The 19,653-nt window shown below is 71.4% G+C and carries 17 protein-coding genes; 9 read left to right on the top strand and 8 right to left on the bottom strand.

Going from position 1 to position 19,653, the window contains the following annotated elements:
* The first annotated feature begins 127 nt into the window (after positions 1-127).
* A complete protein-coding gene (locus tag K4B79_RS35225) occupies positions 128-1,285 on the top strand; it encodes a Gfo/Idh/MocA family protein (protein ID WP_232031438.1) in 1,158 nt (385 codons plus the stop codon).
* Here K4B79_RS35225 and K4B79_RS35220 read toward each other — a convergent pair.
* Together K4B79_RS35220 and K4B79_RS35215 are read right to left on the bottom strand one after the other, a co-directional pair.
* Positions 1,269-1,862, bottom strand: coding sequence for a poly-gamma-glutamate hydrolase family protein (locus K4B79_RS35220; RefSeq protein ID WP_232031437.1), 594 nt, complete (start codon positions 1,860-1,862; stop codon positions 1,269-1,271). The two genes, K4B79_RS35225 and K4B79_RS35220, sit on opposite strands and share 17 nt — an antisense overlap.
* Positions 1,863-1,871: 9 nt before the next feature.
* A complete protein-coding gene (locus K4B79_RS35215; protein WP_232031435.1) occupies positions 1,872-2,903 on the bottom strand; it encodes a LacI family DNA-binding transcriptional regulator in 1,032 nt (343 codons plus the stop codon).
* A gap of 182 nt (positions 2,904-3,085) precedes the next feature.
* Between K4B79_RS35215 and K4B79_RS35210 the strand changes: the two genes are divergently transcribed.
* The 5 genes from K4B79_RS35210 to K4B79_RS35190 all read left to right on the top strand — a co-directional run bounded on the left by K4B79_RS35210 (position 3,086) and on the right by K4B79_RS35190 (position 8,680).
* Positions 3,086-4,252, top strand: a complete 1,167-nt coding sequence (locus K4B79_RS35210; RefSeq protein ID WP_232031434.1) for a phytanoyl-CoA dioxygenase family protein — start codon at positions 3,086-3,088, stop codon at positions 4,250-4,252.
* A 17-nt stretch (positions 4,253-4,269) separates the two neighbouring features.
* A complete protein-coding gene (locus K4B79_RS35205; RefSeq protein WP_232031432.1) occupies positions 4,270-5,046 on the top strand; it encodes an SDR family oxidoreductase in 777 nt (258 codons plus the stop codon).
* Positions 5,047-5,154: 108 nt separating this feature from the next.
* Positions 5,155-6,159, top strand: a complete 1,005-nt coding sequence (locus K4B79_RS35200) for a Gfo/Idh/MocA family protein (RefSeq protein ID WP_232031430.1) — start codon at positions 5,155-5,157, stop codon at positions 6,157-6,159.
* Positions 6,160-6,272: 113 nt separating this feature from the next.
* The gene (locus K4B79_RS35195) at positions 6,273-7,661 is read left to right on the top strand and encodes an FAD-dependent oxidoreductase (protein WP_232031429.1); all 1,389 of its coding nucleotides are present in this window, start codon (positions 6,273-6,275) and stop codon (positions 7,659-7,661) included.
* Positions 7,658-8,680: a Gfo/Idh/MocA family protein gene (locus tag K4B79_RS35190; RefSeq protein WP_232031427.1), complete on the top strand. Its 1,023-nt coding sequence runs from the start codon at positions 7,658-7,660 to the stop codon at positions 8,678-8,680. Before K4B79_RS35195 ends, K4B79_RS35190 begins: the two co-directional genes overlap by 4 nt.
* A gap of 75 nt (positions 8,681-8,755) precedes the next feature.
* Here the strand turns inward: K4B79_RS35190 and K4B79_RS35185 are convergent, their stop codons facing one another.
* From K4B79_RS35185 to K4B79_RS35160, 6 genes are all read right to left on the bottom strand, one after another.
* A complete protein-coding gene (locus K4B79_RS35185; protein ID WP_232031536.1) occupies positions 8,756-9,577 on the bottom strand; it encodes a hypothetical protein in 822 nt (273 codons plus the stop codon).
* A gap of 1,188 nt (positions 9,578-10,765) precedes the next feature.
* Positions 10,766-11,785 carry a Gfo/Idh/MocA family protein gene (locus K4B79_RS35180; protein WP_232031425.1) on the bottom strand — a complete coding sequence of 340 codons (1,020 nt, stop codon included), beginning with the start codon at positions 11,783-11,785 and terminating at the stop codon, positions 10,766-10,768.
* Between the two features lie 10 nt (positions 11,786-11,795).
* Positions 11,796-12,698, bottom strand: a complete 903-nt coding sequence (locus K4B79_RS35175) for a sugar phosphate isomerase/epimerase family protein (protein ID WP_232031424.1) — start codon at positions 12,696-12,698, stop codon at positions 11,796-11,798.
* A gap of 1 nt (position 12,699) precedes the next feature.
* A complete protein-coding gene (locus tag K4B79_RS35170) occupies positions 12,700-13,617 on the bottom strand; it encodes an ATP-binding cassette domain-containing protein (RefSeq protein WP_232031423.1) in 918 nt (305 codons plus the stop codon).
* A gap of 5 nt (positions 13,618-13,622) precedes the next feature.
* Complete coding sequence (locus tag K4B79_RS35165) at positions 13,623-14,699, bottom strand: ABC transporter permease (RefSeq protein ID WP_232031422.1); 1,077 nt, start codon at positions 14,697-14,699, stop codon at positions 13,623-13,625.
* Positions 14,699-15,718, bottom strand: coding sequence for a sugar ABC transporter substrate-binding protein (locus tag K4B79_RS35160; RefSeq protein ID WP_232031421.1), 1,020 nt, complete (start codon positions 15,716-15,718; stop codon positions 14,699-14,701). The genes K4B79_RS35165 and K4B79_RS35160 overlap by 1 nt, the downstream gene beginning before the upstream one ends.
* Before the next feature lie 299 nt (positions 15,719-16,017).
* Here K4B79_RS35160 and K4B79_RS35155 point away from each other — a divergent pair, with 299 nt between their 5' ends.
* Genes K4B79_RS35155 through K4B79_RS35145 form a run of 3 tightly spaced genes read left to right on the top strand, consistent with a single transcriptional unit; the run spans position 16,018 to position 19,648 of the window.
* Positions 16,018-16,899, top strand: coding sequence for a PfkB family carbohydrate kinase (locus K4B79_RS35155; RefSeq protein ID WP_232031420.1), 882 nt, complete (start codon positions 16,018-16,020; stop codon positions 16,897-16,899).
* Positions 16,900-16,947: 48 nt separating this feature from the next.
* Positions 16,948-18,828 (top strand): 3D-(3,5/4)-trihydroxycyclohexane-1,2-dione acylhydrolase (decyclizing), encoded by a 1,881-nt coding sequence (iolD, locus tag K4B79_RS35150; RefSeq protein WP_232031419.1) that lies wholly within the window; start codon positions 16,948-16,950, stop codon positions 18,826-18,828.
* Positions 18,829-18,862: 34 nt separating this feature from the next.
* Positions 18,863-19,648: a GntR family transcriptional regulator gene (locus tag K4B79_RS35145; RefSeq protein ID WP_232031418.1), complete on the top strand. Its 786-nt coding sequence runs from the start codon at positions 18,863-18,865 to the stop codon at positions 19,646-19,648.
* Positions 19,649-19,653: the final 5 nt, after the last annotated feature.

The raw sequence follows: 19,653 nt of genomic DNA, 5'->3' as shown, positions 1-19,653 counted from the left end.
CTCGCCTTGTCCTGTCAAAGGGTTGACACCAGCCAAAACCCCGCTCAGGGTGGCCTGGACAGATTGTGGACCGGTCCAAAGAGCCGGGACCGAAGAGGCCATCCAAGAGGCCGGAGGAAGGGCTGTCATGGTGGATACGCTCGGGGTCGCCGTCGTCGGGTTCGGCTGGATGGGCCGGGTGCACACCCAGGCGTACGCCCGCGTCCCGCACCACTACCCCCACCTGGGAGTGCGTCCCGAGCTGGTGGCCGTCGCCGAGGAGGTGCCGGGCCGGGCCGAGGAGGCCGCCGCGCAGTACGGCTTCGCCTCGACGGCCCGCGACTGGCGCGAGGTGGCCGCCGATCCCCGGGTGCGGGCGGTCAGCATCACCGCGCCGAACTTCCTGCACCGCGAGATCGGCGTGGCGATGGCCGAGGCGGGCAAGCACATCTGGATCGAGAAGCCGGTGGGCCTGACGGCGGCGGACGCCCGGGCGGTCGCGGACGCGGTCGCCAAGGCGGGCGTGCAGGGCGCCGTCGGCTTCAACTACCGCAACGCGCCCGCCGTCGAGACCGCCCGCGAGCTGATCGCCTCCGGCGAGCTGGGCACGGTTACGCACGCCCGCTTCCGTCTGTTCAGCGACTACGCGGCCCACCCCGAGGGCGCGCTGACCTGGCGGTACGAGCGGGAGCGCGGCGGCAGCGGAGTGCTGGGCGACCTGGCCTCGCACGGCGCCGACCTGGCCCGGTACCTGCTCGGCGACCTCGCCTCGCTGACCGCCGACACGGCGGTCTTCGTCCCGGAGCGGGCCCGTCCGACCGGCGCCACGGCCGGTCACAGCCGCGCCTCGGGCGGCGAGCTCGGCCCGGTCGAGAACGAGGACTACGTCAACTGCCTGCTGCGCTTCACCTCCGGCGCCCGCGGCGTCCTGGAGGCCTGCCGGGTCTCGGTCGGCGAGCAGAACAACTACGGCTTCGAGGTGCACGGCACCAAGGGCGCGGTCTTCTGGGACTTCCGCCGGATGAACGAGCTGGGCGTCAGCCGCGGCGACCGCTACCAGGACCAGCCGGTCAGCACGGTCTACGTCGGTCCCGGCGACGGCGAGTTCGGGGCGTTCCAGCCCGGTGCGGCCAACGCCATGGGCTACGACGACCTGAAGGTCGTGGAGGCGTACCGCTTCCTGCGGTCGGTCGCCGAGGGCACCCCGCACGGGGCGACCCTGGCGGACGCCGTGCACAGTGCCGTCGTACTGGAGGCGATGGCGCGGTCGGCCGAGAGCGGCGCCTGGGTCACCGTGGCGGAGTGACGGCCCGCGCCGCCAGCAGCCGCACGCCCGCGGTCAGGGCGTCGACGACCCGCCGCGGCGGCACGTCCGTGGCGCCCGAGGTGCGGGCGGGGAGCGGGAGTTCCAGCTGTACGCCCCCGTCGCGGGCCATGTTGACCGGGTTCCCGGCGTGCAGGCCGCGCAGTGCGGCGGGGATCCGAGCGAGGTCGGTGACCAGGGGGAACTCCGGGTGCAGGGCGCTCAGTCCGGAGGCCAGGAGGTGGGCGGCGTCCCGGTTGCCGCCGCCCACGAAGATCGCCGTGCTCCTCATGTGGCCGTGCAGGGAGACGGTGATCCGGACGTGCGCGAGGAAGTCCTTGAGCAGCATGCAGTGGTCCACCGCCATGCGCCGCGAGGTGATGTGCACGGGCCGCGGCGCGTCCGGCTGGGTGAAGACCAGGCTGGTGGCGCCCGTGCGCCGGGCCACGGTCTCGGCCAGTTCGCCGGTGCCGCCCTCGTTGCTCGCGTGCAACGCCAGCAGTCCGACCCGGCCGCCGGGCGTCAGCCTGGCGACGAAGCCGGTGCCCTCGATCTCCACGTGTTCCGTGCGCTGCTCCACTCGTACCTCTCAGCTCGTCGCCTGCGGGGGCATGTTGTACGGGGTCACGACCTGGATGGAGGACGGCGGCGTCGGCCCCGTGGGCGGCAGGGCGCCGTGGGCGCGCATCACGAGGTGGCAGGCCTCGCGCATGTCCTGGCGCAGGTCGTGGTGGAGCACGGCGGACAGTCGCTGCTCGCTCAGCAGGCGGGTGTTGTCGCCGTCGAGGTCGTGCGCGACGAACACCGCGCACTCCCGGCCCTGGTCCTCGAAGGCCCGCAGGGTGGCGATGTTGCCGCCGCCGATCGAGTAGACGGCGCGGATGTCCGGGTCGCGTTCCAGCGCGGCCCGGACCAGGTCGTACTGGGTGGCGTCCAGGCCCTGGCCCTCGGTGATCTCGACCAGCGCGCGGTCGGGGTGGCGGGCGCGCATGACGCTGCGGAAGCCCATCTCGCGCTCCTCCTCGTTGCGGAAGAAGCCGCTGCTGAGGCTGGTGAGCACATTGCCGGGCCGGTCGCCCAGCCACTGGCCCATGAGATAGGCGGCCGTGGCGCCCGCCGCCCGGTTGTCGATGCCGACGTAGGCCAGCCGGGCGGTGGAGGGCAGGTCGGTGACCAGGGTGACGACGGGGATGCCGGCCTCCGCGAGCCGGCCGACGGCGGCCGAGACCTCGGGGACGTCCGGGGCCTTGAGGACGACCCCCTGCGAGCCGCGCCGGGCGATCCGGTCCAGGGTCCGGATCAGCTCCTCCTGCGGGCCGGTCTCGCGGAAGTGGAAGCGCGAACGCACCACGGCGGGATGCAGGGAGGGCAGTTCGGCCTCCAGGGCGGCCCGTACGGCGGTGGTGAAACGTTCCGGTGCCTGCATCACGATGTCGATCATGAAGGTACGGCCGACCAGCCGGACCTGGGTGCGCTGCCGGTCCAGGTCGGCGATGGCCTGCCGGACCTCCCGGGAGGTGCTCTCCCGCACCCCTCCCCGGCCGTTCAGGACCCGGTCGACGGTCGCCTCGCTCAGGCCTGCCTGACGTGCGATCTCCCGGATCGGGTAGGGGTGACCCACGCGAGGCTCCTTGAGGGGTTTTTGATGGACGACTGCTGGTTGTTCGAGGGGTTTGTACTGACAAGAATGTCAGAGTCGCGTCGCTCCCGGGCGGCCGGCTGCGTGTCGCTCCCGTGACCGAGAGAGGGTCACTCCCCGTGACCGAGAGAAGGTCGCTTCCCGTGACCGAAAGAAGGACGAGGATGTCCGTCACCGCGGACCGGAACCGTGCCTGGCCGACCGAGCAGGACTGCGATCTCGATGTCTTCCGCTCGCTGGTCGAGCGCAGCACGGACATCGCCGGGTACCCGCACGCCGCGTCGGTCGAGGACAACATCCTCGTGTACGACAGCGAGCGGCTCCGCGCCACCGGTTCGGCCCCCGAGATCCGGGCCGAGCTGATCCGGGCCTTCACCGACGGCCCCGGTGTCGTCGTCTTCCGCCGTGCCTTCCCCGATCCCGCGGTGGTGGACCGGCTCACCGGCGTGTTCGACGCCCTGATCGCCGAGCAGCGGGCCTCGGGGGCGGACTCCGGCGACCACTTCGCCAAGCCGGGCGCCAACGACCGGGTGTGGAACGCGCTGGAGAAGGCCGCCCTGTACGACCCGGAGGCGTTCGCCGACTACTACGCCAACGACATCCTGGCGCTGGCCCCGGCCGCCTGGCTGGGCCCCGGCTACCAGATGACCTCGCAGGTCAACGTGGTCAACGCGGGCGGCGCCGCGCAGACCGCCCACCGCGACTACCACCTGGGGTTCCTCTCCAACGAGGTGGCGGCCGGCTACCCCGCGCACGTGCACCGCCTCTCCCCCGTGCTCACCCTCCAGGGCGCGGTCGCGCACGGCGACATGCCCGTGGAGTCCGGCCCGACCATGTACCTGCCGTACTCGCAGACCTACGAGCCCGGCTATCTGGCCTGGCGACTGCCGGAGTTCCAGGCGTACTTCAAGGCACGGCACGTCCAGCTGCCGATGGCGAAGGGCGACGCCGTCTTCTTCAACCCGGCCGTGTTCCACGCGGCCGGCACCAACCGCACGCTGGACGTGCGGCGCATGGCCAATCTGCTCCAGGTGTCCTCCGCCTTCGGGCGGGCCATGGAGACGGTGGACCGGGAGGCCGTGTCGAACGCCGTCTACCCGGTGCTGCGCAGGCGCCGGTCCGAGGGCGTGGGCGAGGCGTGGCTGGAGCAGGTGATCGCCGCGAGCGCCGAGGGCTATCCGTTCCCCACCAACCTCGACAGCGATCCGCCGGTCGACGGCATGGCCCCGCCCTCGCAGGCCGACGTGGTACGCCGGGCGCTGCGTGAGGGCTGGACCCCGCGGGCGCTGCGGGACGAACTGCGAGCAGGCGCCGTACGGCGCGAGAGCTGAAAGGGCCGACAGAACTCATGGGACTTCTCGACGACAGGATCGTCCTCGTCAACGGCGGCAGCCAGGGCGTCGGTGCCGCCATCGCGCGGGCCGCCGTCCGCGAGGGGGCGGTCGTCGCCGTCACCGGCCGGCGCCCGGAACCGGGTGAGGCGCTGGTCGCGGAGCTGGAGGCGGCCGGGGGCAAGGCCCTCTTCGTCCGCGCCGACCTGGCGGACGCCGAGCAGGCCAGGTCCTCCGTCACCCGGGTCGTCGAGGCGTACGGCCGGATCGACTGCCTGGTGAACTCCGCGGGGCTGACCTCCCGCGGCACCCTCCTCGACACCACGCCCGAGCTGTTCGACCAGCACATCGCGATCAACCTCAAGGCGCCGTTCTTCGCCATGCAGGCGGCCGTCGCGGACATGGTCGCGCGCAAGGCGCCCGGCACGATCGTCAACATCATCACCTCCTCGGCGCACGGCGGGCAGCCCTTCCTGGCGCCGTACGTCTCCGCCAAGGCCGGTCTGATCGGCCTGACCCGCAACGCGGCGCACGCGCACCGCTGGGACCGGATCCGGATCAACGGCCTGAACATCGGCTGGACGGCGACGGAGGGCGAGGACGCGACGCAGAGGGCGTTCCACGGTGCGGGGGACGACTGGCGGGAGGAGGCCGCGGCGCGGTTGCCGATGGGCAAGCTCGGCCAACCCGATGAGATCGCCGATTTCGTGGTGTTGCTGCTGTCGGACCGGTCGGGCGTGGTGACCGGGTCTGTGATCGACTGGGATCAGAACGTTCTGGGGGGTCTCGACTAAGGATTTGCCGCAGTTTGTCCGTGGTCGGCTGCGGGTTCGTCGTGGCTGGTCGCGCGGTTCCCCGCGCCCCTTTGGGGCGCACCCCCCTTTCTCAAGGAGTGACCCCTTATGCGTATCGGAATCCTCGGCCTCGGCCGTATCGGCGCCTTTCATGCCGAGACTCTCTCCGGGCTCGACGCGGTCGAGTCGCTCGTCCTGACCGACCCGTTCACGGACGCCGCCAAGTCGGCCGCGGAGCGGTTCGGCGGCGAGGTCGTGGACTCGCCCCAGGCCCTGCTGGCCGCCGGGGTGGACGGCATCGTGGTCGCCGCCGCGACGGACGCCCACCCCGGGCTGATCCTGGCCGGCGTGGAGGCGGGCATCCCCGTCTTCTGCGAGAAGCCCGTCGCCAAGACCATGAGCGAGGGCGTCGAGGTCCTCAAGGCCGTCCAGGGCAGCGACGTTCCGATCCAGATCGGCTACAACCGCCGCTTCGACACCGGGTTCGTCAACGCGCGAGCGGCCGTGCAGAGCGGTGAGCTGGGCAAGCTGCACACCGTGCGGTCGACCACGCTGGACCCGGCGCCGCCGCCGGCCGCGTACATCGCCGCCTCCGGCGGCATCTTCCGGGACTGCTCGGTGCACGACTTCGACATCATCCGCTGGGTGACCGGCCGCGAGGTGACCGAGGTGTACGCGGTCGGCGGCAACCGCGGTGCCGACTACATCAAGGAGGCGGGCGACGCCGACACCACGGGCGCGATCCTCACCCTGGACGACGGCACGATCGCGGTGGTCTCCAACTCCCGCCACAACGCCCGGGGTTACGACGTCCGCATGGAGATCCACGGCTTCACCGACTCCATCGCCGTGGGCCTGGAGGACAAGCTGCCGCTGCGCTCGGTCGAGCCCGGGGTGACCTTCCCGGCGGGCACCCCGCACGACTTCTTCATGGACCGCTTCACCGCGGCCTACCGCGCCGAACTCACCGCGTTCACCGAGGTCGTGGCGGGCACCCGGCCCTCCCCCTGCACGATCGAGGACGCCCTGGAGGCCGGCTGGATCGCCGACGCGTGCACGCTGTCGCTGCACGAGCACCGGCCGGTGACGATCGCGGAGGTCCGCACGGCCTGACGGCTCAACCCCGACGGCTGAACACCACGCTCCTGGATTCCGTTTACGGCCGTGTGATCTCTCCCTACGACCATGAGACGCATCCATGCCCGACGGATCCAGGAGCGACGACCTTGGACGCCAGCCACGCACCCGTGCCCTCCCGGAGCGTCGTCGTCATCGGCGCCGGACCCGGCGGTCTCGCCGCCGCCCGTGAACTGGAGCGGGCCGGCCATCGTGTCACCGTGCTGGAGGAGCAGGACTCGGTGGCCGGGAAATGCCAGAGCGTGAGTGTCGACGGCCACACCTTCGACCTCGGCGGCCACATATGCACCAACCGGTACGAGCGGACGGCGCAGTTGGTGACGGAGCTGGGCGTCGAGACGGAACGCACCACCCGTTACCGCGTCCTCGACGTCGCCGCACGCACCGCGGTCCGGCAGTCCATGGCGTTCCTGCGCGACGGCACTCTCCGGCGCTACCAGGCGCTGCGCGAGCGGGAGTTCCCGCACATCGGCGAACCCGGGCTCGCCCACTCCGCGCGGGCGCTCGCCGCTCCCGTCTCCGCATGGCTCGCCGAGCACGGCCTCGAAGCCATGGCCGAGTCGTTCGGCACCGGGTACACGGCGGCCGGGTACGGCTATCTCGACGACGACGTGCCCGCGCTGTACTTCGTGAAGTACGCCGAGATGACCGGGCTGTTGTCCGGGGACGGCCGCGAACTGCTCGGGCACGAGGGCGACTTCACCCTGGTGGGCGGCTTCGCCACGCTGTGGCGCCGGATCGCCGAGGAACTGAAGGACGTGCGGTGCGGGGTGCGCGTGACCTCGGTGGAGCGGCATACGGGCGGAGGCACGGACGGATGGGCGGGCCGACGGACCGGCGCATGGACGGGCGGACGGACGGGCGGGGTGCGGGTGCACACCGACGCCGGGCCGGTGACCGCCGACGACCTGGTGCTCGCCGTGCCGTTGGACCGGATCCTGCCGGTCCTCGACGCCACCGCGGAGGAACGCGACGTGGCCGCCCGGATCCGCTCGAACGCCTACCACACCGTCCTCGCCACCGCGTCCGGCCTGCCGGAGAACGCCTTCTACTTCCTCGACCGCCACACCGCGACCCGTGAGGCGAGCGGCCACTGTGTGTCGTACCACCACCGTTACCCGGACAGCGATGTGCGGACCTTCTACTCCTACGGCCGTCCCGAGGAGGTCGGCGCGCTGTTACGGGAGGACGTCGCCGGGCTCGGCGGGCGGGTGGAGGAGGTGCATCTCCAGCGCGCGTGGGCGTTCATGCCGCACTTCGGCGGCGCGGACCTCGCGGGCGGTGTCCTCGACCGGCTGGACGCCCTGCAGGGGCGGTTCCACACCTACCACGTCGGCGGACTGCCCGCCTTCGAACTGGTCGAGTGCGCCGTCGCCCACGCGCAGGACCTCGCCCGCCGCCACTTCCCACCCGTGGACGGCACACCGCCCGTGCAGGAAGATCGTCCTGTCACCCTCCAGGAGGAACAGCAGACATGAGCGAATCCGGCCGGGAGCCCCTGCGCATCGGCGTACTGGGCGCGGCGAACATCACCGAGCGTTCCCTGATCGACCCGGCCCGGGCGACCGGCCACCGCGTGGTCGCGGTGGCCGCCCGCGACCGGTCCCGCGCCGAGGCGTACGCGGCGGCGCACGGCGTGGAGCGGGTGTGCGACTCCTACGCCGACGTGCTGGCCGATCCCGAGGTCGAGGTCGTCTACAACCCGCTCGCCAACGGACTGCACGGGCCGTGGAACCTCGCCGCCCTGGCGGCGGGCAAGCACGTGCTGTCGGAGAAGCCGTCGGCGAGCAACGCCGAGGAGGCCGCCGAGGTACGGGAGGCGGCGGCCAAGTCCGGGGCCGTCTTCATGGAGGCCTTCCACTACCTCTTCCACCCGCTCACCCGGCGCCTGCACGAGCTCCTGGACAGCGGCGAACTCGGCGAGCTCCAGCGTGTGGAGACGCTCGTCGCCATTCCCGCGCCGGGCGCCGCCGACCCCCGCTGGTCGCTGCCGCTGGCCGGCGGCGCGGTGATGGACCTCGGCTGCTACAGCCTGCACGCGGTACGGATGCTCGCCCCCTGGGCGGGCGGTGCCCCGCGCCTCGTCTCCGCCCGGGGCGGGGAGCGGGCCGGCGCGCCCGGTGTCGACGAGTGGCTCGACGCCGACCTGGACTTCCCCGGCGGCGCCACCGCCTCCGCCCGCTGCCACATGGACCACGACCGGCTGGAGATGAGCTGCCGCATCGTCGGCTCCCGCGGCGAGGCCTCCGCCCCGAACTTCGTCCTCCCCCAGCTCGACGACCGCATCATCGTCCGCACGGCCGAGGGCGAACGCACGGAGCATCTCGGCACCCGCTCGTCGTACACCTACCAACTGGAGTCCTTCGCGGCCCGCGTCCGCACGGGCACGCCCGTCCCACTGGACGCCGACGACGCGCTGGAGACGATGACACTGATCGACGCGAGCTACCGGGCGGCGGGGTTCGAGCCCCGGCCGCGGACTCAGCTCGGGAACTGAGGGCCGACGGGGTCGACCGGGCAAAGACCTGTCGACCCCATCGCTTCGCGTGCTCGGAACTCCGTGCCCGCCGGGTCACTCGCGTTCGTCGGGACCGCCGAAGTCCGGGCTGGCGTAATCCGGACCGGTGAAACTGGGGCGTGGTCCGGAAGGCCCTCCTTCCGGACTGCTGAAACCGGGGCGGCCGTACCCGAGTCCCGGAGTCCGGCTGGTCGACGCGGTGTGCCGCAATGCGCCACTCGGGTCGGCCAGGGCCTCGCGCAGGAACGGCAGGATGCCGCGCTCCAGCAGGGCCTCGCGCCAGGCGTCCCTGGCCCGGGTCACCTCCGCGTTCAACTCGCCGTAGGGACCGGCTTCGAGCGAGGGGCCGTTGCGCAGGGCGGTGAGGAGCAGACCGACGGCGGCGACGAGGATCGCGGCCGCGGTCATGGCGCCGAACACCCATCCGATGGTGAGCACGGTCTGGGCGAAGGCCGGCTCGGGATTGAGCATCTTCAGGATGAAGCCCACGAGCAGGAAGATCGCCGCTGCGGTTCCGGCCAGGACGGGAGCCAGCACCGCGACGACGGCGACGGCGCCCGCGCCGGCGGTCTCGGCGACCTCTCCCATGGTGGTGGCGAGCCCCATCGCGCCGGTGGCCGGCTCCGCGGAGCCGGACTCGCGCGAGGACGACGGGGTGGACGGCGCCGGATGGCGCAGTTCCTCGCGGACCTTCACGTAGTGCTGGTACTCGGTCGCCGCGGCCGCCGTGATGAGCGGGGTGGCGTTGAGCGCCATGGTGCGCAGCTGTTCCGGGTTGAGCCGCTGGCCGACAGCGGCCAGTTCCGGGCGGTGTGGTGCGGAGCGCAGCGCCTCATCGAGGATCCGCTCGTATTCCTGACGGTCCTCACTCAGCAGATGCTGCGGAACGGAACCCCAGTCCGCGGGGGCCGTCCGCGTTGGCGTCGGCCGACGGGTCGACGACGGCCTCGGCAGCGGTTCGGGTGCGTACTCGGAAAAATCATTGCGGCGTGGCGCGGTTGCCCGTCGCTCAAGGGGTGGCGTCATCGCCGAGGTCGCGCGGACTTCCGCGGCATCCCTCGCGTAGACACGAGGTACGGACGGACGGACGCGGATCCCCAGAACAGACGCCAGGATTCGACGTTTCAGGGGAAGGCGGCGTTGCTCCTCCACCGTGGGCGCCCTGCGTCCGGGGCGGCCGCTGCCGAGGACGCCCGCGGCGATGCGCCGAGCCACGGATGTTCGTTCGGTCATCCCGTCCCCTCCTCTGCGCCGGTGGGCCCTTGAGCCATGGGCGGAGCGTCACGGCTGCCGACCCCGCGGTTCGAGCCACTCGCCGGATCCAGCGGCCGACCGTTGGGAAGCGCCTGACCGGGTTCCACAGGGCGGCCCCCTGCCCGCACGTCCGCCTGGGGCCCTTCGCCGTCCAAGGCGACGGGTTGGACCAGGTGCGGGCCGGGAGGACGAACGGCAACCGGGGGAGCGAGCTGAGCAGAGTGCAGGGGCGACCCGCCGGCCGGATCCGCGGGTTGAGCGGGAGCGTGTTCCGTCGGCTGCCCGGATGCCGACGGCTGGGGCGCCACCTCGGTCGGCCCCTGCTGGGCCCCTGCCTCTGCCGGTGCCACGGTCGCGAGAGCCTCACCGACTGTTTGCGCGCGACCCAGTTGAGTGAGGATCACCGGCGCCGACATCCCTACGACGACAGCAGCGTACGCCCCACTGATCTGTCCCGTGGTACCCAGGAGTACTGCCGCTCCGGCACCCATGGCACTGTGCACCACAGCCGCGACAGGATCGCCGACAGGGTCGAAGTAGCTCCGGAATCCGGGAGGTCCGCCCTCTTGCCCTGTCGGTAATCGGAGGTGGACACGCCGGTCCCGGTGCCAGTCGAGGAACCGGATGTAGACGTCGAGGACTCCGCGCAGCGCACCTCCCGCCGCCCCCAACAGGGCCAGCGTCGCTACGTCCAATGCTCCCCCTGCTGGTACGAGAGGCGGGTCCGGCCCTCGGAACCCGCCTCCAGAGCGTAGGGCTCCGGCATGTCAAGTGAAAGGGTTCAGGAATTCCGGCCACGCCTTGCGGCAATCACCCGTACATCGCGGGCCGTTCCACGAGCTCCACCTCCACCCGGCCCCCCTCCTCCAGCGCCCGTACCCCCGCCTCGCAGACCGTCGCCGCGGCGTAGCCGTCCCAGATGCTCGGGCCGGTGACGCGGTCGTCGCGGGTGGCGTCCACCCAGGCCTGGATCTCGCGGTCGTAGGCGTCGGCGAAGCGTTCGGTGTAGTCCTGGGCGATGGTGCCGCCCCAGCGGCCGGCCATGTTGGTGACCAGGGCGTGGCCGTCGCCGAGGCGGGCGGTGCCGCGTTCGCAGACGATCTCGGCCTGGACCTGGTAGCCGAAACCGCAGTTGACGAAGATCTCGACGTCGACGACCGCGCCGCCGTCGGTCTCGAAGACGACGAACTGCGGGTCCTGGAGGTCGTCCGGCGCGTTCGCGGACGGGGTCGGCCGCAGCACGGTGACGGCGGTGATCTCGTGGCCGAGCAGCCAGCGGGTCACGTCGGCCTCGTGGGCCACGGAGTCGCTGATGAGCATGGAGCTGGTGAAGAAGGGCGGGCTGGCCACGTTGCGGTGCCGGTTGTGCAGCATCAGCGGGCGGCCCAACTGCCCTGTTCCCAGGAGGGCCTTGAGCTTGGCGTACTCGGCGTCGTAGCGCCGCATGAAGCCGACCTGGACCCGGCGCCGGCCGAGTTCGCGCTCGGCCTCCAGGACCCGCAGCGCGGACGCCGCGTCGGGGGTGAGCGGTTTCTCGCACAGCACCGGCAGGTCCCGCTCGAAGGCCGCGAGCAGGGTGGCCTCGTGGGCGGGGCCCGGTGAGGCGATCAGGACGGCGTCGACGTCGGCGGCGGCCATGGCGGCCGCCGGGTCGGTGTGGACCGAGGCGCCGCCGACGCGGGCGGCCACGGCCTTGGCGCGCTCCGCGTCGACGTCCACCACGGCGGCCACCCGAGCCCCGCTGGTGACCTCGTGGATCCGTCGGACATGGTCGGCACCCATCCGGCCCGCGCCGATGACGGCGACGCCGAGGGTTCCTTTCCCGGTCATGGTCGTCCCTTCAGGCGCCGCAGGACCTCAGGAAGGCGCGGGTACGGACCGCGATGGGCAGCGGCTTGTCCGGCTCGCACGGATACATGTCCTGCTCGACGATGGCGAACAGCTCCACGCCGAGCTTCTGCGCCGCCACCAGCACCGGTTCCAACTCCGGTACACCGGACGGCGGTTCGCACATCACGCCGCGCTGCACGGCGGGCCCGAACGGCACCTCGTTCTTGACGACGTCGGCCAGGATCTCCGGGTCGACCTGCTTGAGGTGCAGATAGCCGATGCGTTCGCCGTACGTCTCGATGAGCTTGACGCTGTCGCCGCCGCAGTAGGCGTAGTGCCCGGTGTCCAGACAGAGGTTGACCAGGTCGGAGTCGGTCGAGTCGAGGAACCGCTCGACGTGGGCCTCGGTGTCGATGTGGGTGTCGGCGTGCGGGTGGACCACGATGTCGAGGCCGTAGGTCTCCTTGACCTGGTGGCCCAACCGCTCCATGCCCCGGGTGAGATGGCCCCACTGCTCGCCGGTCAGCTCCGGCGGCTCCAGGATCTCGGCGGTCTTGTCGTCCCGCCAGAACGAGGGGATGACGACGAGGTGCTTCGCTCCCATCGCCTGGGTGAGCGCGGCGACCTGGCCGACGTGTTCCCAGGTGGCCTCCCAGACCGCGGGACCGCGGTGCAGCCCGGTGAAGACCGTGCCCGCCGAGACCGAGAGGTTCCGCCGGGACACCTCGTCGGTGAGCCGGGCCGGGTCGGTCGGCAGATAGCCGTACGGACCCAGCTCGATCCACGGGTATCCGGCCTCGGCGACCTCGTCCAGGAAGCGTTCCCAGGGCACCTGTACCGGATCGTCCGGGAACCACACCCCCCAGGAGTCGGGCGCGGAACCGATCCGGATGCGGTCGAGGGAGGCCGCCATCTCAGGCCTTCCCCTCGGGAGCGGACGCCACCGGTGCGGTGAGGTCCTTCTCCTCGGGGAGCTCCTCGACGTCGACGCCACTGACCTGGCTCAACTCGTGCTTGAGCGCGGCCAGTTCGCTGCCGCCGGCCATGTGGTTGGTCAGCTCCTCCAGGCTCACCTCGGCCCGCGAGGCGGACAGCTCCATGGTGCCCAGGCGCAGCACGCTGAAGTGGTCGCCGACCATGTAGGCGTGGTGCGGGTTGTGGGTGATGAAGATGACGCCCAGACCGCGCTCGCGGGCGGCGGCGATGTACTTCAGCACCACACCGGACTGCTTGACACCGAGGGCGGCGGTCGGCTCGTCCAGGATGAGGACGCGGGCGCCGAAGTAGACGGCGCGGGCGATCGCCACGCACTGGCGCTGGCCGCCGGACAGCGTGCCGATGGGCTGTTCCAGGTCGTCCAGGACGATGCCCATGTTGCGCAGTTCGGTGTCCGCGGTCTTCTTCATCGCCTCGATGTCCAGACGACGGACCGGCCAGGGGCCCTTGGTCATCTCGGAGCCGAGGAAGAAGTTGCGCCACACCGGCATCAGCGGGACCACGGCCAGGTCCTGGTAGACCGTGGCGATGCCCTTGTCCAGGGCCTCACGCGGTGTGGTGAACCGCACCGGGGCACCGTCGACGAGGAAGTCGCCCTCGGTGTGCTGGTGCAGCCCGGAGATGATCTTGATCAGGGTGGACTTGCCGGCGCCGTTGTCACCCAGCACACAGGTGACCTGGCCGGCGTGGACCTTGAGGTCGACGCCGTGCAGGGCGCGGATGTTGCCGTAGGACTTGCCGGCGCCGCGCAGTTCGACGATCGCGCCGTCCGAGGACTCGGGGGCGGTGTCGGTCACGATGGCGCCGTGCGTGCCGGTCTCAGGGGTGGAAGTCATGGGTGTCACCTCCGGGTCGCCGACTGGCGGACCCACAGATTGATCAGAACGGCGCCCAGCAGCATCACGCCGAGGAAGGCCTTGAACCAGTCGGGGTTCCAGCCGGCGAACACGATGCCCTGGTTGACCATGCCGAACATGAAGGCACCGAAGACCGGACCGATCGCCGAGCCGTAGCCGCCGGTCAGCAGACAGCCGCCGATCACCGCACCCGCGATGTAGATGAGCTCCTGGCCGACGCCCTCGCCGGACTGGACGGTGTTGAAGGTGAACAGCTGGTGCATGCCGACGAACCAGGCGCCCAGGCCGACCAGCATGAACAGCGAGATCTTGGTGAAGGTGACCGGGACACCGACGGCCCGCGCGGACTCCTTGTTGCCGCCGACGGCGAAGATCCAGTTGCCGTACTTGGTGCGCAGCAGCACCCAGGTGGCGAGCGCGGCGAAGACCAGCCAGTAGAAGACGGTGATCTTGACCTGGACGCCGCCGATGTCGAAGGACGACGCGAAGATCTTCTTGGCCTGGTCGAAGCCGTCCATGTCGCTGATGTCGTCGGTGGCCACGTTGGTGGTCACCAGCTTGGTCACCGCGAGGTTGGCGCCCTGGAGGATCAGGAAGGTGCCGAGGGTGACCAGGAAGCTGGGCAGACCGGTCTTGACGACCATCCAGCCGTTGAAGAACCCGACCGCCAGCGACACGATCAGGGCGACGATCACGCCCATCCATACGTTCAGGGTGAGCTGATAGGTGGTCATGGACGCGGTGAGCGCCGAGGTGAGCACCGCGACACCGGACGACAGGTCGAACTCGCCGCCGATCATCAGCAGGGCGACCGGCAGCGTCATGATGCCCAGCGTGGAGGCCTGGTAGAGGACGGTGGCCATGGAGCTGCCGTCGCGCACCGGCGGGGCGGCGATCAGGAAGAACACGTACACGGCTGCCGCGCCGAGGAAGACACCGACCTCGGGGCGGGCCAACAGGCGCAGTGCGAGGGGGCGTTGGGCGGTCCGGCCGTCGGACTCCTTGCGGCCGGGGGCCGGCGGTGTGGTCACCGCCGGCTCGGCGTGCTGGGTCATACTCATCACCGGGTGCCCTTCGCGGCGAACTTGGCGATCGTCTCCACGTTCGTCTTGTCCACGAACGCCGGACCGGTCAGCACGGGCTGCTCGCCGCCACCGCTGTAGTTGCCGTTGTTCTTGTAGAGCCACAGGGAGTCGACGGCCAGGTAGCCCTGGAGGTAGGGCTGCTGGTCCACCGCGAACTCGATCGTCCCGGCCGAGATGGCGCCGGTCAGTTCCTTGTTGAGGTCGAAGGTAGCGATCTTGGCCTTGCTGCCCGCCTCGGACACCGACTGCACCGCGGTCATGGCGAAGGGCGCGCCCAGCGTGACGACGTGGTCGATGGACTTGTCCTGGGTGAGCTTGGCGGTGATCGTCGACTTCACGGACGGCATGTCGGTGCCGTTGACGAACAGCGTCTGGAGCTTGCCGGTGAAGGTCTTCTCCACACCGTCGCAGCGCTGGGTGAGACCGATGTTGCCCTGCTCCTGGATGACACAGACGGCGTTCTTCGCGCCGTCCTCGTTCAGCCGCTTGCCGAGCGCCTCGCCCGCCACCGTCTCGTCCTGGCCGAAGAACTCCATCAGACCGAGCTTCTGCCAGTCGCTCACCCCGGAGTTGAGGCCGACGACCGGTATGTTCGCGGCCTTCGCCTTGCTGACGACGTCCTTCATGGCGTCCGGCTTGGCGAGCGTGATCGCGATGCCGTCGACCTTCTGGTCGATCGCGTTCTGGACCAGGTTGGCCTGGTTGCCCGCGTTCGGGTCGTTGGAGTAGATCAGCTTGATGTTGTCCTTGGCCGCGGCGGCCTCGGCGCCCTTGCGGACGATGTCCCAGAAGGTGTCACCGGCGGCCTGGTGGGTGACCAGCGCGACCGTCATCCGGGGAGTGGTGGCCTTGCCCGCGGAGGCGCCGTCCGCGCTCTCCTCGGCTTTCTTGCCGCCCGAGCCGCTGGAGCAGCCGGCCAGGGTCAGGGCCGCCGCCGCGGCCAGGGCCACCACCGGGACGAGTCGGCGGGAGCGGGGGTGAGAAGAGCGGTCCATCTTACCGGCACCTCACTGTGCGAACGAGAAAGAACGACGGGATAAAGGGGGTGGGATCACGGGGATCCGGGGCCCGGGCTCCGAAAGGTCCGGGTCATGTACCGCATGCACGGTTCGCTTGGCACGGGATCCAATCCCTTGCCGCCGCCACTGTCAATACTTTGTTAAGACATCATTTCACAAGCAGGTCCGAATGTAAGTACAAACTATTGACAGGGTTGCCCTTCGAGTCCTACACCTTGGGAAGCGGCAGGCCCGAAGGGCCTGCACCCCCGAGGTCGGATCGAGGAGCGTCGCGCATGGCCGAGTCAGTCCAGCACTACGACGTGATCAGTATGGGCCGTATCGGAGTTGATCTCTACCCGCCCCGGTCCGGCACCCCGTCGCCGCAGGTAGGGGGCTTCAACGGCTCCCTCGGCGGCTCGGCCGCCAACGTGGCGGTGGCCGCCGCCCGGCTCGGCCGCTCCACCGCCGTGATCACCCGGACGGGCGCGGATCCCTTCGGCACGTATCTCCACCAGACCCTCACCGCGTCCGGCGTGGACGACCGATGGGTGACCGCGTCGGAGTCGACGACCGACGCACTCGACTACTTCGCGGTCCGCGCGGCCCGGATCCTCTGGATCACCGGCTCCGGACTCAGCGCGGAACCGACCCGCTCGGCCACCCTGGCCGCCCTCAAGGCCCGCGGCCGGACGGGCACGACGGTGTTCGACCTCGACTGGCGCCCCGCCTGCTGGGTGAGCCCGGAGGAGGCCCGGCCCTACTACGCGGAGGCCGTGCGGCACGCGACGGTCGCGGTCGGCGACCTCGACGCGTGCGAGATCGCCACCGGGGTCCGTGAACCCCGCGCGTGCGCCGAGGCGTTGCTCGCCGCGGGCGTGGAACTCGCCCTGGTGAAACGGCCCGGGGGCGTGCTCGCCGTGCACCGCGACGGAACGGCGACCGAGATCCCGTCCGTGACCGCCGAGGTGGCCGACGCCCCGGACGCGGGGGACGCTTTCGGGGGCGCGCTGTGCCACGGGCTGCTGTCCGGCTGGGAGGCGGAACGCCTCGCGCGGTACGCCCACGCGGCCGGTGCCCTGATGGCCTCCCGGCCCGCCGAGTCCACGGGGATGCCGACCGCGGCGGAGATCGAGGACCTCCTCGCACAGACCCCACAGCCGAGCACGACCCCCTGACCACCCGACGCCCCCTTTGCGCACACCCCTTTCCCAGTGAGGTCCCCGATGAGCCACCCCCCGACCGCCCGCCTGACCGTCGCCCAGGCGCTGGTGCGGTTCCTGTCCGTCCAGCACACCGAGCGGGACGGCGTCCGGCAGCGGCTGATCGCCGGTACCTGGGGCATCTTCGGCCACGGCAACGTGGCGGGCATCGGGCAGGCGCTCGTGGAGGTCGGCGAGGACGCGATGCCGTTCCACCAGGGCCGCAACGAGCAGGCCATGGTGCACGCGGCGGTGGGCTACGCCCGGCAGCTCGACCGGCTCTCCGCGCAGGCCGTGACGACGTCCATCGGACCCGGCGCCACCAACCTGGTCACCGGCGCGGCGCTCGCGACGATCAACCGCCTGCCGGTCCTGCTGCTGCCCGGCGACTCCTTCGCCACCCGCCCCGCCGACCCACTGCTCCAGCAACTGGAGCACCCCACCGAGGCGGACGTGTCCGTCAACGACACCCTGCGCCCGGTGTCGCGGTACTTCGACCGGATCACCCGGCCCGAGGCGCTGATCCCGTCCGCCCTCCAGGCCATGCGGGTCCTCGCCGACCCGGCCGAGACCGGCGCCGTCACCCTCGCCCTGCCGCAGGACGTGCAGGCGGAGGCGTACGACTGGCCCGAGGAGTTCTTCGCGGAGCGCGTGTGGCACGTACGGCGTCCCGCGCCCGATCCGGTCGAGCTGGCCGAGGCCGTACGCGCGATCCGGGCCGCCGCGCGCCCCCTGATCGTCGCGGGCGGCGGGGTCCACCACAGCAAGGCCGAGGAGGCGCTGAAGGCGCTGGTGGACGCCACTGGCATCCCGGTCGCCTCCACCCAGGCCGGCAAGGGCTCCCTGCGCCACGACCACCCCGCCGACCTCGGCGGCATCGGCCACACCGGCACCGCGGTCTGCGACGACCTGGCCCGCACCGCCGACCTGGTCATCGGCGTGGGCACGCGCTACACCGACTTCACCACCGCCTCCGGCACGCTTTTCCAGAACCCCGACGTCCGTTTCCTGAACCTCAACATCGCCGCCTTCGACGCCCACAAGCTGACCGCCCGCACCCTGGTCTGCGACGCGCGGGCGGGCCTTGAGGCGCTCACCGCGGCCGTGGCCGGCCATCGCGTGGATCCCGCGTACGTCACGGAGTACGGCACCGGCAAGGAACGCTGGGAGCAGGTCGTCGAGGCCGCCTTCGAGGCCGCCGACGACAACGCTGTCCCGACCCAGACACAGGTGCTCGGCGCGCTGGACGCGGTCGTGGGCGACGAGGACGTGGTGATCAACGCGGCCGGCTCGCTCCCGGGCGACCTGCACAAGCTGTGGCGGGCCCGCAGCCCGCGCCAGTACCACCTGGAGTACGGCTACTCCTGCATGGGCTACGAGATCCCGGCCGCGATCGGCGTCCAGCAGGCCACCCCGGACACGCCCGTGTGGGCGCTGGTCGGCGACGGCACGTATCTGATGATGCCGACGGAGATCGTCACCGCCGTCCAGGAGGGCCTCCAGATCAACCTGGTCCTGATCCAGAACCACGGCTACGCCTCCATCGGGGGCCTCTCGGAGTCGGTCGGCGGCGAGCGCTTCGGTACCGCGTACCGCTACCGGGCCGCCGACGGCACCTTCACCGGCGCCCCGCTCCCGGTCGACCTGGCCGCCAACGCGGCCAGCCTCGGCATGGACGTCCTGCGCGCCAAGACGGTCCGCGAGCTGCGCGAGGCGCTGGCCACGGCCCGCGCCGCCGACCGCCCGACCTGCGTCTACGTCGAGACCGACACCGCCGGCCCGGCCGCTCCCCCGGCCGAGGCCTGGTGGGACGTGCCGGTGGCCGAGGTGGCGTCCCGTGAGGCGGCCGTACAGGCACGTGAGCACTACGACCGGGAAGTCGCCGCCCGGCGTCACCATCTCTGACCCCCGCTCCCCACCCTTCGAGGGAGGTACCTCCATGGCGAAGACCGGCCATTCCTCACGTGCCGTGCCCGCCCCCGCGCTGAGCTCCCTGGACTTCGCCCTGGACCGCGCCAGCCCGGTGCCGCTGTACTACCAGCTGGCCCAGCAGCTGGAGGCGGCCATCGAGCACGGCGTCCTCGCCCCGGGCAACCTCCTGGGCAACGAGATCGACCTGTCCGTACGGCTCGGCCTGTCCCGGCCGACCGTCCGCCAGGCCATCCAGTCCCTGGTCGACAAGGGGCTCCTGGTCCGCCGGCGCGGGGTGGGCACGCAGGTGGTGCACAGCCAGGTCAAGCGCCCCCTGGAACTGAGCAGTCTCTACGACGACCTGGAGGAGGCCGGGCAGGGACCGGCGACCCGGGTGATGCGCAACGAGGGCGTTCCGGCCTCCGCCGACGTGGCGGCCGCCCTCGGGGTCGCCGAGGGCGGCGAGGTCACCTGTCTGGAGCGGCTGCGCTCCACACACGGCCAGCCGGTCGCCTTCCTGTGCAACTACCTCCCCCCGGGCCTGCTCGACCTCGACACGGCCCGGCTGGAGTCGACCGGCCTGTACCGGATGATGCGTTCGGCCGGCGTCACCCTGCACAGCGCCCGCCAGACCATCGGCGCCCGCAGCGCCACCGCCGAGGAGGCCCGGCTCCTCGACGAGCGCGAGGGATCCGCGCTGCTGACCATGCAGCGCACGGCCTACGACGACACCGGCCGGCCGGTCGAGTACGCGACGCACGTCTACCGCGCGTCCCGGTACGCGTTCGACTTCCAGCTGCTGGTCAGGCCCTGAGAGTC

It is taken from the genome of Streptomyces lincolnensis (assembly GCF_021173675.1).
GTDB lineage: Bacteria > Actinomycetota > Actinomycetes > Streptomycetales > Streptomycetaceae > Streptomyces > Streptomyces lincolnensis_B.
This window is presented reverse-complemented; position numbering and strand designations above follow the sequence as displayed.